Here is a 13,424-nt window from a genome sequence, read left to right on the forward strand (position 1 = left end):
GCAGCAATTTAAACATTGAAACCTTTATATTGCGGTCAAATCAACCACTGCAGCAAGCATGACCGTAGCGACCAATAGCCGTGCCGTAAACCTTCGCAGGTTTAAAAAGAAAGTGCTGGACACGAAGATGAAGATGAGGCGATTCCTTACCAAGGTCGAGAATACCAGGCCAAGAGGACTAGACAAAATAACGCCCGAACTCAACCGTGAAGTTTGGGAAGAAGTGGACTGCCTCACCTGTGCCAATTGCTGCAAATCGATGACGCCGACTTTCACCGGCAAGGATGTTACCCGCATCGCTGCACACCTTGGTATGTCGGAAAAGGCTTTCCGCGAAAAATGGCTGTATTACGATAAGAAGGATAAAGACTGGATGAACGTAAAACGCCCCTGCCAGTTCCTCGATACCAAAACCAATATGTGTTCCATCTACGAAGTACGTCCTTCTGATTGCGCCGGCTTTCCCCACCTGACCAAGAAAAAAATGGCGGACTATATTCATGTACACAAACAGAACCTTGAGTACTGTCCCGCTACCTACAAAATGGTGGAAAAAATGCGCGCAAGACTCGAAGGCGTAACCATTTCTTAACCGACATCTTCCAGGAAAGTTATCGTGTTGAAATTCCCATTCAGCAGAATGGCCAGTACGTCAAACTGGATCCGCCGCCATTGCGGATGTTGGGTAAGATATTCCTCCGCCGCGATCCGGAGATGATACAGTTTTTTTCCGTTCACCTGCTCTTCAGGATTGCCGAAACCCAGTCCCATCCTGGTCTTCACTTCAATGAAGTGGAGTACGTGATCTTTACAGGCGATCAGGTCGATTTCTTTTCTCCGTGCTTTCCAGTTTCTTTCCAGCAATACAAATTCATGTTGCTGTAACCACATCGCTGCAAGGTTTTCACCTTTCCTTCCCGTATTCTGCCTGTTCATAAAGTGCTTTGATGTATTTTCGGCCTTTAATATGCAGCATCAAAATAAAGTGTTTGCACTTGAGGGAAAAGTGCAGCATTATCAATGGGGTGGTTTCACCTATCTCCCGCAGTTGTTATCACGGTCAAATTCGCGCAAAGAACCTTTTGCAGAATACTGGCTGGGCGCTCATGCGCAAGCCCCGGCACAACTGATCGGCAGTACCGATCTTCACCAATTGCTGCAGGACAATCCTTCATTGCTGGGCGAGAAAGTAAAGAAGACCTTTGGCAGACTGCCCTACCTGTTGAAAATTCTCGATGTGAAAGATATGCTCAGCATCCAGGTGCACCCCACGCGCGAAAGTGCGATCGAAGGATTTGCTGCTGAGAATGCAAAGGGTATCGCGCTGACCGCTCCGAACAGGAATTATAAGGATGACAATCATAAGCCGGAAGTGATGGTAGCGCTGAGTGAGTTCTACCTGCTGCACGGATTCCGCGCTGTGGAGACGATGAAAGCGATCCTTACAAAAGTGCCGGAACTGAATTTTCTGTTGGAGGTATTCGGTGATGGTGATTACCGTGCCCTGTACAGCCGCGTAATGGAAATGCCTGCTGAAGAAGTCAAAGCTACCTTGCAGCCATTGCTGGATCGGATCGTACCGGCTTATGAAAGCGGATCAATAGAAAAATCAGACCCGGATTTCTGGGCAGCCCGCGCAGCGCTGACCTATAAGCAGGAAGGAACGATCGACCGCGGCATCTTTTCAGTTTACCTGCTCAACCTGGTGCAGGTGCAGGAAGGCCAGGGCGTGTTCCAGGATGCTGGCATCCTGCATGCCTACCTTGAGGGACAGAATGTGGAATTGATGGCGAACTCAGACAACGTACTCCGCGGGGGACTGACACCCAAATACATTGATGTGCCGGAACTGATGAAGCACGTACGGTTCGAGCCGGTTGTACCCCATGTGTTGGAAGCAACCCCGGTGAACACCGTTGAGGCCGTGTACAAAACACCGGCACCGGATTTTGAGCTGCACAGCATTAAACTCGGAGAAGGAGAGAAATACAGTGTTGCAGCTAACACAGTAGACATCCTTATTGTGCTGGAAGGCGATGTGGTGGCTACTGAAAATGACCAGCCGGGAATCGAAATGTCCTGGGGAGACAGCCTGCTGCTGCTTGATGGCGCTGAACTGACGCTGGAGGCCAGGAGCCCCGTCCTGATCTACCGCTCCACCACCCCATGAATGCCCTGATTTTCCTATTTTTGTACCATATACCCGAAGTATGAAAAATACGCGCTCCATCCTGTTTGCTTTCCTCCTGCTGGTAGTTGCCGCAGCGATCTATAGAATCATTCCCAACAGACCTCTGGGATTTGCCCCGCATATCGCCATGGCCCTCTTTGGTGGTGCCGTGATCAAAGACCGTAAATGGGCTTTCGCCTTACCGGTGTTCTCCATGTTCCTGAGCGACTGCATTTTCGAATTGCTGTTTCGCGCAGGATGGAGTGATCTTCCGGGTTTCTACGACGGTCAAACCACCAACTATATATTGTTTGCCCTGATCACCTTCGTGGGTTTCGCCATCAACAGGATTACGATCCCCAGGGTGCTGGCTGGTTCACTGGTTGCACCACTGGTATACTTCGTACTTTCTAATACTGCTGTTTGGATGGGCGGCGCCGGCTTCCAGCGGCCAAAGACTTTTGACGGCTGGCTGCTGGCACTTGGAGATGGTGTGCCTTTTCTTCGTGGCAGCATAGCGGCTACGGTGGTGTTCAGCGTATTGCTGTTCGGTGCCTATTATTGGTGGAAAGGCGACTTCAGGCCTTCACTTCAGCCTGCTGCAAAATAACGCCCACTTATCTCCCGTAAACTGATTCGAAAAAAGCTTCCAGCTTTTTCGCGTCCAGTTGTCCATTGGTCCGCACACCGCTGCAAAGATCCAGTCCATTGGGCTGCACCTGCTCAATGGCGGCCTTTACATTTCCGGCATGTAGTCCTCCGGCAAGAAAAACAGGCACGGGTGACTGTTCCACTATTTTCCTGCTAAGCGTCCAGTTGTGTACGCGGCCAGTTCCGCCGAGTTCTTTAACGGCCAGCCGCGGATTTCCACTGTCCAGCAGCAACGCATCCACTTCTGAAGCAAGGGAAAGCGCTTCGTCCACCGATGCTTCGTCGATGACATGTATTACCTGCACCAGCTGCACGCCGGGCAGTTGTTTCCTGATGGCTTTATATTGCCCTTCTGCCAGCGCATCCACCATCTGAATAGTACTGGTTTGCACCCTGGTGTGGTGCCGCACAATATCCGACGGCTTTGTTTCGCTGGTCAACAGAAACGTGGCAATATTGGCTGGAACTGTGCGTGCAATGGCAGCAATCAGTTCATCTGTTATAACACCCGGACCGCTGGGCATATTTCCTACCAGGCCGATGGCGGCTGCACCGGCTCCAATAGCCATCGCCGCTTCCGCTTCACTGCTGATACAGCAGACTTTTACAATTGGTTTCATAGTACTGTTTTTAGGGCCCGCTGACTTTGACTGCAGTGAAATGAGCCACCACACTACATCTCACAAACTTACATGGTTGTAAATTGTTATTGTAAAATACCTGGTTATGTGCCAACGGAGGCGCTGTTATGCCTTTCGTCCTGTATCCCGAAAAGATTAGCCAGTTGGGGGCAAGTAAATTTAACGTCTAACAGTTTTCACGTTCAAATGAATGCTTTTTGAAACGCTTATCACACATACGGTTATGAAACACAGTGTGGTGGCTCATTTCACTGGATTTAATAAATTGCTCTATTTTGAAAAATGATACCTCTCACTCAAAGCGGGGAAATCAAGGTTTCATAATACTTTTCTACCCGTTGCTTCAACGCTGTATTCATTGCTTCAAAACCGGGTTTTGTTTTTTTCAGCAGGCTGGCCCGAAAGAGCGGCACCAGCAGGCCATTAAAAGTTTCACTGTGAATAAATGTCGTGGTACCGTCCCTGTTGTCTTCCAGCAAAAACTGGTGCTCGCCATCAAACAGTCCGGGTACTCCGAGATACCCCAGCCACCGCAGTTCTTTGTCCGGAACCACCGCTTTGACCAGGGGGCGGAACGTCATGCCCGGCAAATGCACGGTTATTCTTTCACCGGCTGCTACCTTGCCGGTCAGTTGCTGCACAAAAGGATTCCAATCAGGGTAGGCTGCAAAGTCCGTCAGCACTTTCCACACCGCCGCCTGCGGGGCTGCGATCCGGATCCTGGTGAATATATGAAAGGGCATGCGCTCAGTAATGTTGATCGTTATAGTTGACCTCAGGCGCGCGGGAATGACGATTTATCAGGAAGTCATTCTTCCAGGCAAAGATGGCAGCTGCCAGGGAGAGGAAAAACAGGATAGACAAACCCCATGCAATGCTGTATTCTTCTGCAATCAGTCCGATCAGGGAAGGACCGGCCAGGAATCCGATCAATCCGCCGCTGGCCACTGCCGCTATACCATTCACCGGACTGACACCGGGTACCCTGGAGGCAGCACTGAACAGGATGGGTACCACACAACAAAAACCAAAGCCGATCAGGGTAAAGCCCGCTATGGCGGTGGGAACAGTGCCGAATCCAATAGCCAGCAAAAATCCCAGGCTTGCCACGAGGCATCCGGCGATCACAATATTCTTGCTGCCCACTTTCGGGATCAGGGCGTCTCCGTTCAACCTGCCAATAGCCATCGCCACACTGAAACCTGCAAAACCGAGCCCCGCAATAACCTTCGAGCCATGCAGGGATTCCCGCAGGTACAGGGCACTCCAGTCTGCCACGCACCCTTCGCCCATAAAGGATACAAAACAAATGAAGGCAAGACCAATTACACTGCCGGACGGCAGCCGGAAACTGGTGTCGGACTGGATTTTAATGGCATATTGCAGCAGGTGTTTCCGTTGCAGGAGGAGCAGGGTAATAAGCACCGCCGCCACGATGGTGATCTGCCAGATAGGAGTCAGATGTACGGCATAGAAAATAGCTGTAAGCCCGGCACTGATACCACCACCCAGGCTGTACATGCCATGACTGGTGCTCATGATCCGCCGGTTGTATTGTTTCTCAACAATATCCACAACCGAGTTGGTAGACACGCCGTTCAGAAAGCCGGTCAGGCCGTTGAAATACAGGGCAACCCAAAGCATCGCAGGGCTGACCGCCATTACCTGCGCAATGAAGATCAGGCAGTACAGGATGTGGCCGCGCACCATCCATTGACCAACGGGAATTTTTTTGAACACATAAGGTGCGACCATCACACCGGTGAGCGCGCCAACCGGTGCAAGGAGCAGCGAAAGTCCCAGGCTGGCATCTGTAAGGCCCAGCCGCAGTTTGATCCCCGGAATGGCAGCCACCCAGATGCCCAGCAGGAGGCTGCTCACAGAAAAGAGCAACCCAACCGTCCTGCTCGCAGGAAAGCGTAAATAGTTTATGGTATTACCCAGGATCATTACAGTAACCTGCTCAGCACCATTTGGTGCCGGCGGAGAATGCCGTCTTCCAGTATCGGTTCAGGGAAATGCTCCACGTAATAGTTCCACCGTACATCGGTAAGTTCAAATCCAAACTGCTGGTACACTTTCAGCTGCCGGATGCCGGCGTTCGATGTGCATACCTGCAGCACCTGGTAACCCAGCCTTGAAGCACGGCTGCAGGCTTCCTGCAACAACTGGCGGGCGATTCCTTTTTTCCTGAAAGCAGGCAACACTGCGATGTTGCGGATTTCCGTGCGCTCTTTGGTCTCCGGGCTCAATGCCAGTACGCCCACCACCTGTTCTCCTTTTTTCGCTACCAGCACAATGCAATAATTGATATACTCCGCTATGGCATTGACATCAGGCTCAGCCAATTCAAGCAGGTCCATTGGAAGTGCTGCTTCTTCAGGTAACTGCTCTATCAGTATCTGTTCAGCGGGTATGGTAGGATGCATGTTTCAAATATCCGATAAATTTTCATAGCCCACATCCACCAGCAGGTTCCCGCCATCTGCTGCAGCGGTAGCCAGCTCATCACAGCGGTTGTTGAAGGGATTATCGGCATGTCCTTTCACCCAGCGAAACCGGACCTGGTTAAGCCGCGAAAGGGCATGATACCTTCTCCAGAGATCACTGTTCTTCTTGCCACCACTGAAGCCGGTAGCCATCCATTTATCGAGCCATTTCTTTTCAACGGCATTCACCACATACTGGCTGTCGCTGTACACCGTGATCGAGAGTCCGTTCCGCGTCAGCGCTTCCAGCCCCGCAATCACTGCCATCAGTTCCATCCGGTTATTGGTGGTTTTCCGATAGCCCTGCGACAGCTCTTTTTCTTTCGCGCCCCATTTCAGGATGACCCCATACCCGCCCGGTCCCGGGTTGCCCCGGCTGGAACCATCGGTATAGATCACCAATCCACTATCTGTCATATTTCAATTGTTCCTTTTAAGTAGGTCACTGCTGTTCCTGTCATCAATACCCGGTCGCCCTGCAATTCGCAATGCAGTTTGCCACCACGCCTGGACAGCTGTTCTGCGAAGAGCATGGTTTTGCCCAGTTGTTCCGCCCAGAAGGGAACCAGGATCGTGTGTGCTGATCCTGTAACAGGATCCTCATTGATCCCGCTCTGCGGATAAAAGCAACGGGACACAAAATCTGCTTTGTCGCCCTTTGCCGTGCAGATCACCCCGCGGGCGGGCACTTTTGCCAGCCGGCCAAAGTCGGGCTTCAACGCTTCAACGGCGCCCTGGCTGTCTAACAGTACCATGTAGTCGAAACTCGATCTGAATACGAGTCCGCCGGTAATATTCAGTCCTTCGAACAGGTCATCCGGTGCATCGCCGGGTGTTGGCGAATTGGCCGGAAAATCGAGCGTGATGCCCTGTTCCGATTTGGTAATGGTGAGCAGGCCACTCTTGCTGTGAAAACGGATAGTGTCTGCTGCATAACCCAGTTCGGTATACAGGATATGCGAAGCCGCCAGCGTGGCATGTCCGCACAATTTGACTTCAACCGTGGGCGTGAACCACCTGATCTGGAAATCATTACCGTCCTTTACAAAAAAGACGGTTTCGGAAAGATTGTTTTCCATGGCGATTTCCTGCATACGGGTATCGGGAAGCCAGGTCTGCAACGGCACAACAGCAGCGGGGTTGCCGCCAAAAAGCGTATTGGTAAATGCGTCAGCGATATAGAGCGATAATTCCATGATTCAAAGATTTACACCTGGAACACCCCGGTCTGCAGGGGTGCCAGGAAAGGTTGATGATTGGCTGCCTCAAGGCTGAGGGAAATGCGGTTGCGCGTCTCGGCTGGATCAATGATCTCGTCCACCCAAAGCCTGGCAGCAGCATAATAGGGACTGGCCTGGGCTTCATAACGCCCCCTGATCTCCTGCAGCAGTTCCTGCTCTTCCTGTGCGCTGATAGTTTTGCCCTGTGCCTTGAGCCCTGCCACCTGGATCTGCAGCAATGTTTTTGCTGCCTGGTCGCCACCCATCACCGCAATTCTTGCCGTTGGCCATGCGTAGATGAACCGGGGATCATAGGCTTTCCCGCACATGGCATAATTGCCCGCGCCATAGGAATTGCCGGTGATGATGGTGATCTTGGGAACAACAGAATTCGCGACAGCATTTACCAGTTTCGCGCCGTCCTTGATAATGCCCGCATGCTCGCTGCGACTTCCCACCATAAATCCCGTAACGTCCTGCAGAAACACCAGCGGGATTTTTTTCTGGTTGCAGTTCAGGATGAACCGCGCCGCCTTATCGGCACTGTCGTTATAGATTACGCCGCCCAGTTGCATTTCTCCTTTCTGCGTTTTGACGATCAGGCGCTGGTTGGCGACAATTCCCACAGCCCAGCCATCAATTCTCGCATAACCGCAAACGATCGTTTTGCCATAGGAAGCCTTGAATTCTTCCAGCACCGAATAGTCAGTGATGCAGGCGATCAGTTCCCGTACATCGTAAGGCCGTGCATTGCCTTCCGGGAAAATCGAATAGGTGTCAGTGGCTGCCTTTTGGGGAGGTGCCGCAGCTATACGGTCAAAACCCGCTGTGGCAGGCCTGCCCAGTTTCCCGATGATCTGTTTGATACGGTCGAGGCATTCTTCCTCGGTTTTGAACTGGTAATCAGCGATCCCGCTGATCGCATTGTGGGTGTTTGCACCGCCAAGCGTTTCAACATCCACGTCTTCCCCGATCGCGGCTTTCACCAGGTAGGGACCGGCAAGAAATATAGAACCATTGCCTTCCACCATCAGCGTTTCATCGCTCATGATGGGCAGGTAGGCACCTCCTGCAACACAGGGGCCCATCACCGCCGAGATCTGGGTTATCCCCATCGCGCTCATGCGCGCATTATTGCGGAAGATGCGGCCGAAATGTTCTTTATCGGGAAAGATTTCATCCTGCATCGGCAGAAATACACCGGCACTATCCACCAGGTAGATCACCGGAAGATGATTCTCCATAGCAATCTCCTGCATACGCAGATTTTTTTTTCCGGTAATGGGAAACCAGGCTCCGGCTTTCACGGTCTGGTCATTCGCCAGGATCACACACAACCGGCCGCTTACTTTCCCGATGCCAGCCACCGTGCCGCCCGCCGGACAACCGCCATCTGCTGCATACATGCCGTCTCCGGCAAAAGCACCGATCTCCTGGAAAGCCTCCGGCTCATCCAGCAGGTAACGGATCCTTTCCCGGGCAGTCAGCTTATTGCGCTCGTGCTGTTTTGCGATCGCTTTGTGTCCGCCACCAACCGCAATCTTTTCCCATCGGGCCAGGCGTTCGGTCAATGCTTTCCGCATAGATTCCTCGTTCCGGTTGATTTCCATATATGTGCTGCACTTGTTCTGCAAAATAAAGCTATTGGGTGATTGCCACGAACATTCTATTATTGTTGATCGTTTTACCTCGTTTCACGCATGCGGAAACTGAAACCATATTACGGATGGATCTTCTTGTTGCTCACAGTGCTGGCAATCAGGATCTTTGCCCTGTTCCCCGCAGCGGTGGAAAGATATTATTCCACCGGCCTCTATCCGCTCATTTCCAGGGTGCTTCGCTGGCTGTTCGGATGGCTGCCCATCAGCATCGGTGACCTCTTGTACACGGCTGTAGCGATCTGGCTGCTGCACACGATCTACCGGGGGATTCGCGGCATCTGGCAGAAAAAAGTGAATAAGGCCTGGCTGATTCGGTCAGGCATGCGTGTGATGAAAGCATGGCTGTGGATCTACATTATTTTCAACCTCAACTGGGGACTGAACTATAACCGGCTCGGCATTGCCTACCAGATGGGGATTCGACCCGGACCCTATACCACGGAAGAACTCGAATCGCTGGTCAGCCGCCTGGTGATTCAACTGAACGCACTGCGCGACAGCTCTCTTGCCGATCGTGATCCCTTGCGGCATAAGAAGACGCTTTTTACCAATGCTTTCCGTGCCTACCGCAACCCCTCGGGTGAAGCAGTTTTTCTGCGTTATGGCGGTCAGTCTGTCAAACCTTCCCTCTACAGCTATCTTGGCAATTACCTGGGCTTTACAGGATACTATAATCCATTCACCGGCGAAGCGCAGGTCAATACTACAGTGCCGGTATTTGTGCAGCCTTTTACGACCTGTCATGAAATCGGGCACCAGCTGGGATATGCCAAGGAAAACGAGGCTAATCTTGCAGGGTACCTGACGGCATCTGCATCCGGCAGCCCCGCTTTCCGGTATTCGGCCAGCTTTGATCTCTACCTGTATGCCATCCGCGATTTATTCGGGAAGGACAGCGTTAAGGCGCGCGCGCAGATCAACCTGCTTTCGCCCGCAGTGAAGCAGGATATTCAGGAACTACGCGAATTCAACCTTCGCCACACCGGCCTTTTTGAGCCGGTGGTACGTATCCTCTATGCGGAATTTTTGCGCGCCAACCAGCAGCCTGGCGGCATGATGAGTTATAACCAGGTGGTGGGTATGGTCATAGCGCTCGACCGTCAGCGTGTTGCCCGCACAGCTGGCCAGTCTCACGCAGGTGTGTCGCGCTGATTTATGAACGATTTCCCGCTTTGTTTCTGTTATAATTATTGCTTACGGCGCTTGCCGCTTACGCAAATGCTTCAGCAGCCAAAGCGCACCTTTTCACTCAATTGCATGTTTTTTCACGCAATGGCGCTGCTCGCCACGCAAAGAAGCAGGGGCGCAAAGAAGAAAAGGGTTATTGATAAGTATGGCGTTCAGTTTTAATGGTTTGAATCAAAGCCCTGCCTTCGCTAAAGCTCCGGCAGGCAAAGCAAACTTCAAACCCAACTTCAAACCCCAGACCCCAAACTTCAAACTGCCATTCACTTCCATCCTCGGGTCGCCAACTACTAAACCTCTAAACAATTAAACAACTAAACTAAAACGAATTCTTCCACATCATACTTTCCACCGGCTTATCCGGCTGCCCGCTGTACTTCGCATTCTTCTTCTGGTTATAGGCTACTTCGATTTCACCTTCCACGGGGAAGTAAATCAGCTGGCCAACCGGCATGCCTTTGTACACTTTTACAGGTTGCTTTACCGAAATTTCGAGGGTCCAGTGGCCGCAGAATCCGACATCACCCTTGCCGGCTGTTGCGTGGATATCGATGCCCAGGCGGCCGGTAGAGGACTTGCCTTCCAGGAACGGAACATGGGCATGGGTTTCGGTGTATTCCAGGGTAACACCGAGATAGAAAATATGGGGATACAACACAAATCCTTCCTCCGGGATCTCGAAGTACTCGATCTGGTTGTGTTTTTTGGCATCGAGGATATGCTCTTTGTAGGTAGCCAGCCATTTGCCCAGCCGCACATCATAGGAATTGCTGCCCAGACTCTCCCGGTTGAAAGGTTCAATTTTGATGGTGCCTTTTCCCATTTCCTCAAGTATCCTTTTATCTGACAGTATCATGTGCTGGTCTTCAATTATATTTGGTGAACGGTTTACACGCAAGCATGCGCTGCAATGTTACCAGCAAATTCTCAACCTTGGCCTTATTTTATCAACATAATATCAACCAGCACAGCCGGCTGGCCATCTGGCGGATTGAAGAGCCGGAAGCATTCTTTCTCGAAAAAGTGCCGATCAAGCAGGACGTAACACATCCCTATAAACGACTGCAGCATCTGGCCGGACGCTACCTGCTCCGGCATCTTTTTGCAGATTTTCCGCTGGAAGAGATCCAGGTGGCCGACACCCGCAAACCTTTCCTGCCAGGGGAGAAATACCACTTTTCCATTTCCCATAGCGGTAACTACGCCGCAGCGATCGCCAGTGATACTTCCCGCGTAGGCATCGATATCGAACTGATCACCCCACGTATTGAACATATATCACATAAGTTTCTTGCTCAGCCGGAAAAGGACTTTCTGGATGCTTACAGCCAGTTCGACCTGATGCGCATGCAATTGACAACTGTTATCTGGAGTGCCAAGGAAGCCCTTTTTAAATGGTATGGCAACGGAAAAGTTGATTTCCGTCAGCACATGCAGCTGCGGGGCGCTGCCCGTGTGCACGCAAATGAGTGGATTCAGCTTCCTTATATTTTTCGGAAGGAGATTAACCAGGAAGTAGATCTGCACGCTAAAATATTCAATCCACTGGTTCTGGCCTATGTCATTACCTGAATGCCGCTGACGCTTACAGGTAACGGTCGCGCACACTTTTGAAGTTTGATTGTTGCGCGCTATCTTGCCCCTTAAACTCTTTCCATGAAAAAAATTGTTTTCGGATGTGTGTTTCTGTTAATGTGTCTCAATGTCTTATCCCAATTCACCCAGGTTGCTGAAAGTGCTGTTTTCGAAGAACCCGAGGAGGGTTTCTGCAAAGTGTTACAGATGAAAAACGGGAACACGATGTTCTTTCACCTGAAGAATAAGAAAGGGATGTCTGTCCGCGCTTATGATATTTCCCATAAACTCATAGCCGAGAAACAATTGGAAACTTCACTGGGGAAACTCAAGGCAGCCAATGTTGATGGATTTTTTGAAGTAAATGGCAATGCAGTTTTGCTGGTAAGCGAATTTGAATCAGCAACTCCTGTGTTGACAAGGATTATTGTCAATGGCACGACCGGCGCGCTGATAGAAGATAAGGAAATTGCCCGGATGGATAAGGTTAGCATGGGGATGGGATACGGTATGGCTTTAGGAGCCGTGGCTTTGCCGGATTTCAGTGTACGAAAAGACCCCTTCAGTGATAACTATGCTGTTGTCATGTTTAACACGGTTCAGTCAGATCGCAACAAGCGTATTGAACTGGTGTTATATGGAGCCGACAACAAGGAAATAAAACGGGTTAATTATAATTCGCCGGAAAACAAGTTCAAATACCTGCATTTTATCGACATGGCATTCTTTGGGCGAAACAATGTTGCACTGTTGGTGTCCGCCTACAATACGAAAGAAAGCGGCAGTGAACAAGCCGCATTTTTATTGGGAACCCTGGAAGAAGGCGATAAGGAAATTAAAGTTACCCGTCTTGACGTTGAGCGCAATTTGGGGGCGACGGGTGGTATCGCACGTTATAATCCCGTTACTAAAAAACTCATTTTGCTTACTACTACCAGGCTGGGGCGTAAAGAAGGCAGTAAAAACGGCAAGACTGCCATTGATGTGGTGCTGACATTTGTAGATCCCGTTACAAAAACAATGGAACATTCGGAACAACCGGTGCTTCAGGATGCTTTTCAGAAACATGCTGAGCTCTTTGGGAAAAAAGACGAGCTGACTGTGGGACCACAAAATATTTATATCAATAGTGATGGCAGCTTTGCCGTGCTGTTTGAGGAGCTGAAACTCTATTCCAGAATGGGTTCCATGGGTGGTTGGTCCGGAAGCAGCAATACTGCCAACAATCAATATCAGCTTTCTGATGCTGAACTCGGACATGCTGTAGTCGCGAATTACAGTATTCTGGGTACAGAAACCGGAAGCTACCTTTTCCCCAGGAGCCAACACCTTGAAAGAGCAGCGGTTGTTCCCTTTTACCAGTCTGAGCGCGAAGGTACCGCACAGAAAATGGACAGGGGGAATCAATACAAATCCTGCTATTATCTTCCTGCAAAAAACGGCAGTTACATGCTGATGAACGATGCTGAAAAAAATACGGAAAGTATACAGAAGGGAAAGATTACCAAAATCGTCGGGGTAAGTGACTGCGATGCATTTTATTACAGGATCTCCGGTTCAGACATTGTTCCCGGCCGGGTTATGTTGTATGGCGATCCGGGGAAGAAATCCCACAACCTTTCCATATTTACCATTTCTGATTATGATGCATCCAGCAACCAGTTCGTTACACTTAAGCTGGAGAATGAAAGGGGAGACAAAGGCGTAAAACTGGTCTGGCTGCAGCCCCAGTAACAGCAGCAGTTCCCCGATAAACAGTTCATACAGGAAATAGTACATTCCGCCGGGTTGTCATTCACGGAGGATCGCGCATTTTCTAGTTTTATTCAATA

At 50.6% G+C, this 13,424-nt stretch carries 15 protein-coding genes; 6 read left to right on the top strand and 9 right to left on the bottom strand.

Annotation, left to right across the window (positions count from 1 at the left end):
• Nucleotides 1–58: 58 nt before the first annotated feature.
• Complete coding sequence (locus tag FPE01S_RS10135) at nt 59–592, top strand: YkgJ family cysteine cluster protein (protein WP_052955694.1); 534 nt, start codon at nt 59–61, stop codon at nt 590–592.
• On the opposite strand, the gene FPE01S_RS10140 is transcribed toward FPE01S_RS10135, so the two are convergent.
• Nucleotides 589–936 (bottom strand): YraN family protein, encoded by a 348-nt coding sequence (locus FPE01S_RS10140; protein WP_046368926.1) that lies wholly within the window; start codon nt 934–936, stop codon nt 589–591. The genes FPE01S_RS10135 and FPE01S_RS10140 overlap by 4 nt on opposite strands.
• Before the next feature lie 31 nt (nt 937–967).
• Here FPE01S_RS10140 and manA point away from each other — a divergent pair, with 31 nt between their 5' ends.
• Both manA and FPE01S_RS10150 read left to right on the top strand, forming a co-directional pair.
• On the top strand, nt 968–2,170 hold the full coding sequence (manA, locus tag FPE01S_RS10145; RefSeq protein ID WP_046368927.1) for a mannose-6-phosphate isomerase, class I: 1,203 nt from the start codon (nt 968–970) through the stop codon (nt 2,168–2,170).
• 40 nt (nt 2,171–2,210) lie between these two features.
• Nucleotides 2,211–2,780, top strand: coding sequence for a DUF6580 family putative transport protein (locus FPE01S_RS10150; RefSeq protein WP_046368928.1), 570 nt, complete (start codon nt 2,211–2,213; stop codon nt 2,778–2,780).
• 7 nt (nt 2,781–2,787) lie between these two features.
• Here FPE01S_RS10150 and FPE01S_RS10155 read toward each other — a convergent pair whose 3' ends face one another.
• The 7 genes from FPE01S_RS10155 to FPE01S_RS10185 form a co-directional block, all read right to left on the bottom strand.
• Nucleotides 2,788–3,441: a phosphoribosylanthranilate isomerase gene (locus FPE01S_RS10155; protein ID WP_046369780.1), complete on the bottom strand. Its 654-nt coding sequence runs from the start codon at nt 3,439–3,441 to the stop codon at nt 2,788–2,790.
• A gap of 317 nt (nt 3,442–3,758) precedes the next feature.
• Nucleotides 3,759–4,205 (bottom strand): SRPBCC domain-containing protein, encoded by a 447-nt coding sequence (locus FPE01S_RS10160; protein ID WP_046368929.1) that lies wholly within the window; start codon nt 4,203–4,205, stop codon nt 3,759–3,761.
• Nucleotides 4,206–4,209: 4 nt separating this feature from the next.
• Nucleotides 4,210–5,343, bottom strand: a complete 1,134-nt coding sequence (locus FPE01S_RS10165) for an MFS transporter (protein ID WP_169749154.1) — start codon at nt 5,341–5,343, stop codon at nt 4,210–4,212.
• A gap of 68 nt (nt 5,344–5,411) precedes the next feature.
• Complete coding sequence (locus tag FPE01S_RS10170; RefSeq protein ID WP_046368931.1) at nt 5,412–5,891, bottom strand: GNAT family N-acetyltransferase; 480 nt, start codon at nt 5,889–5,891, stop codon at nt 5,412–5,414.
• Nucleotides 5,892–5,894: 3 nt separating this feature from the next.
• On the bottom strand, nt 5,895–6,368 hold the full coding sequence (gene rnhA / locus FPE01S_RS10175) for a ribonuclease HI (RefSeq protein ID WP_046368932.1): 474 nt from the start codon (nt 6,366–6,368) through the stop codon (nt 5,895–5,897).
• Nucleotides 6,365–7,147 carry a PhzF family phenazine biosynthesis protein gene (locus FPE01S_RS10180; protein ID WP_046368933.1) on the bottom strand — a complete coding sequence of 261 codons (783 nt, stop codon included), beginning with the start codon at nt 7,145–7,147 and terminating at the stop codon, nt 6,365–6,367. Before FPE01S_RS10180 ends, rnhA begins: the two co-directional genes overlap by 4 nt.
• A gap of 11 nt (nt 7,148–7,158) precedes the next feature.
• Nucleotides 7,159–8,781, bottom strand: a complete 1,623-nt coding sequence (locus FPE01S_RS10185; RefSeq protein ID WP_046368934.1) for an acyl-CoA carboxylase subunit beta — start codon at nt 8,779–8,781, stop codon at nt 7,159–7,161.
• A 90-nt stretch (nt 8,782–8,871) separates the two neighbouring features.
• Between FPE01S_RS10185 and FPE01S_RS10190 the strand changes: the two genes are divergently transcribed.
• On the top strand, nt 8,872–9,984 hold the full coding sequence (locus FPE01S_RS10190; RefSeq protein WP_046368935.1) for a DUF3810 domain-containing protein: 1,113 nt from the start codon (nt 8,872–8,874) through the stop codon (nt 9,982–9,984).
• A 352-nt stretch (nt 9,985–10,336) separates the two neighbouring features.
• Here FPE01S_RS10190 and dcd read toward each other — a convergent pair whose 3' ends face one another.
• The gene (dcd, locus tag FPE01S_RS10195) at nt 10,337–10,873 is read right to left on the bottom strand and encodes a dCTP deaminase (protein WP_046369781.1); all 537 of its coding nucleotides are present in this window, start codon (nt 10,871–10,873) and stop codon (nt 10,337–10,339) included.
• A 77-nt stretch (nt 10,874–10,950) separates the two neighbouring features.
• Here dcd and FPE01S_RS10200 point away from each other — a divergent pair, with 77 nt between their 5' ends.
• Nucleotides 10,951–11,589 carry a 4'-phosphopantetheinyl transferase family protein gene (locus FPE01S_RS10200; protein ID WP_046369782.1) on the top strand — a complete coding sequence of 213 codons (639 nt, stop codon included), beginning with the start codon at nt 10,951–10,953 and terminating at the stop codon, nt 11,587–11,589.
• Between the two features lie 84 nt (nt 11,590–11,673).
• Complete coding sequence (locus FPE01S_RS10205) at nt 11,674–13,326, top strand: hypothetical protein (protein WP_046368936.1); 1,653 nt, start codon at nt 11,674–11,676, stop codon at nt 13,324–13,326.
• Nucleotides 13,327–13,424: the final 98 nt, after the last annotated feature.

Origin of the sequence: Flavihumibacter petaseus NBRC 106054 (genome assembly GCF_000974785.1) — a bacterium.
Taxonomy (GTDB): Bacteria; Bacteroidota; Bacteroidia; order Chitinophagales; family Chitinophagaceae; genus Flavihumibacter; species Flavihumibacter petaseus.

Excerpts from the sequence above, each read along its gene's own strand:
- FPE01S_RS10135 (WP_052955694.1), top strand. The coding sequence starts at position 59 with ATGACCGTAGCGACCAATAGCCGTGCCGTAAACCTTCGCAGGTTTAAA.
- FPE01S_RS10140 (WP_046368926.1), bottom strand. The coding sequence starts at position 936 with ATGAACAGGCAGAATACGGGAAGGAAAGGTGAAAACCTTGCAGCGATG.
- manA (WP_046368927.1), top strand. The coding sequence starts at position 968 with ATGCAGCATCAAAATAAAGTGTTTGCACTTGAGGGAAAAGTGCAGCAT.
- FPE01S_RS10150 (WP_046368928.1), top strand. The coding sequence starts at position 2,211 with ATGAAAAATACGCGCTCCATCCTGTTTGCTTTCCTCCTGCTGGTAGTT.
- FPE01S_RS10155 (WP_046369780.1), bottom strand. The coding sequence starts at position 3,441 with ATGAAACCAATTGTAAAAGTCTGCTGTATCAGCAGTGAAGCGGAAGCG.
- FPE01S_RS10160 (WP_046368929.1), bottom strand. The coding sequence starts at position 4,205 with ATGCCCTTTCATATATTCACCAGGATCCGGATCGCAGCCCCGCAGGCG.
- FPE01S_RS10170 (WP_046368931.1), bottom strand. The coding sequence starts at position 5,891 with ATGCATCCTACCATACCCGCTGAACAGATACTGATAGAGCAGTTACCT.
- rnhA (WP_046368932.1), bottom strand. The coding sequence starts at position 6,368 with ATGACAGATAGTGGATTGGTGATCTATACCGATGGTTCCAGCCGGGGC.
- FPE01S_RS10180 (WP_046368933.1), bottom strand. The coding sequence starts at position 7,147 with ATGGAATTATCGCTCTATATCGCTGACGCATTTACCAATACGCTTTTT.
- FPE01S_RS10185 (WP_046368934.1), bottom strand. The coding sequence starts at position 8,781 with ATGGAAATCAACCGGAACGAGGAATCTATGCGGAAAGCATTGACCGAA.
- FPE01S_RS10190 (WP_046368935.1), top strand. The coding sequence starts at position 8,872 with ATGCGGAAACTGAAACCATATTACGGATGGATCTTCTTGTTGCTCACA.
- dcd (WP_046369781.1), bottom strand. The coding sequence starts at position 10,873 with ATGATACTGTCAGATAAAAGGATACTTGAGGAAATGGGAAAAGGCACC.
- FPE01S_RS10205 (WP_046368936.1), top strand. The coding sequence starts at position 11,674 with ATGAAAAAAATTGTTTTCGGATGTGTGTTTCTGTTAATGTGTCTCAAT.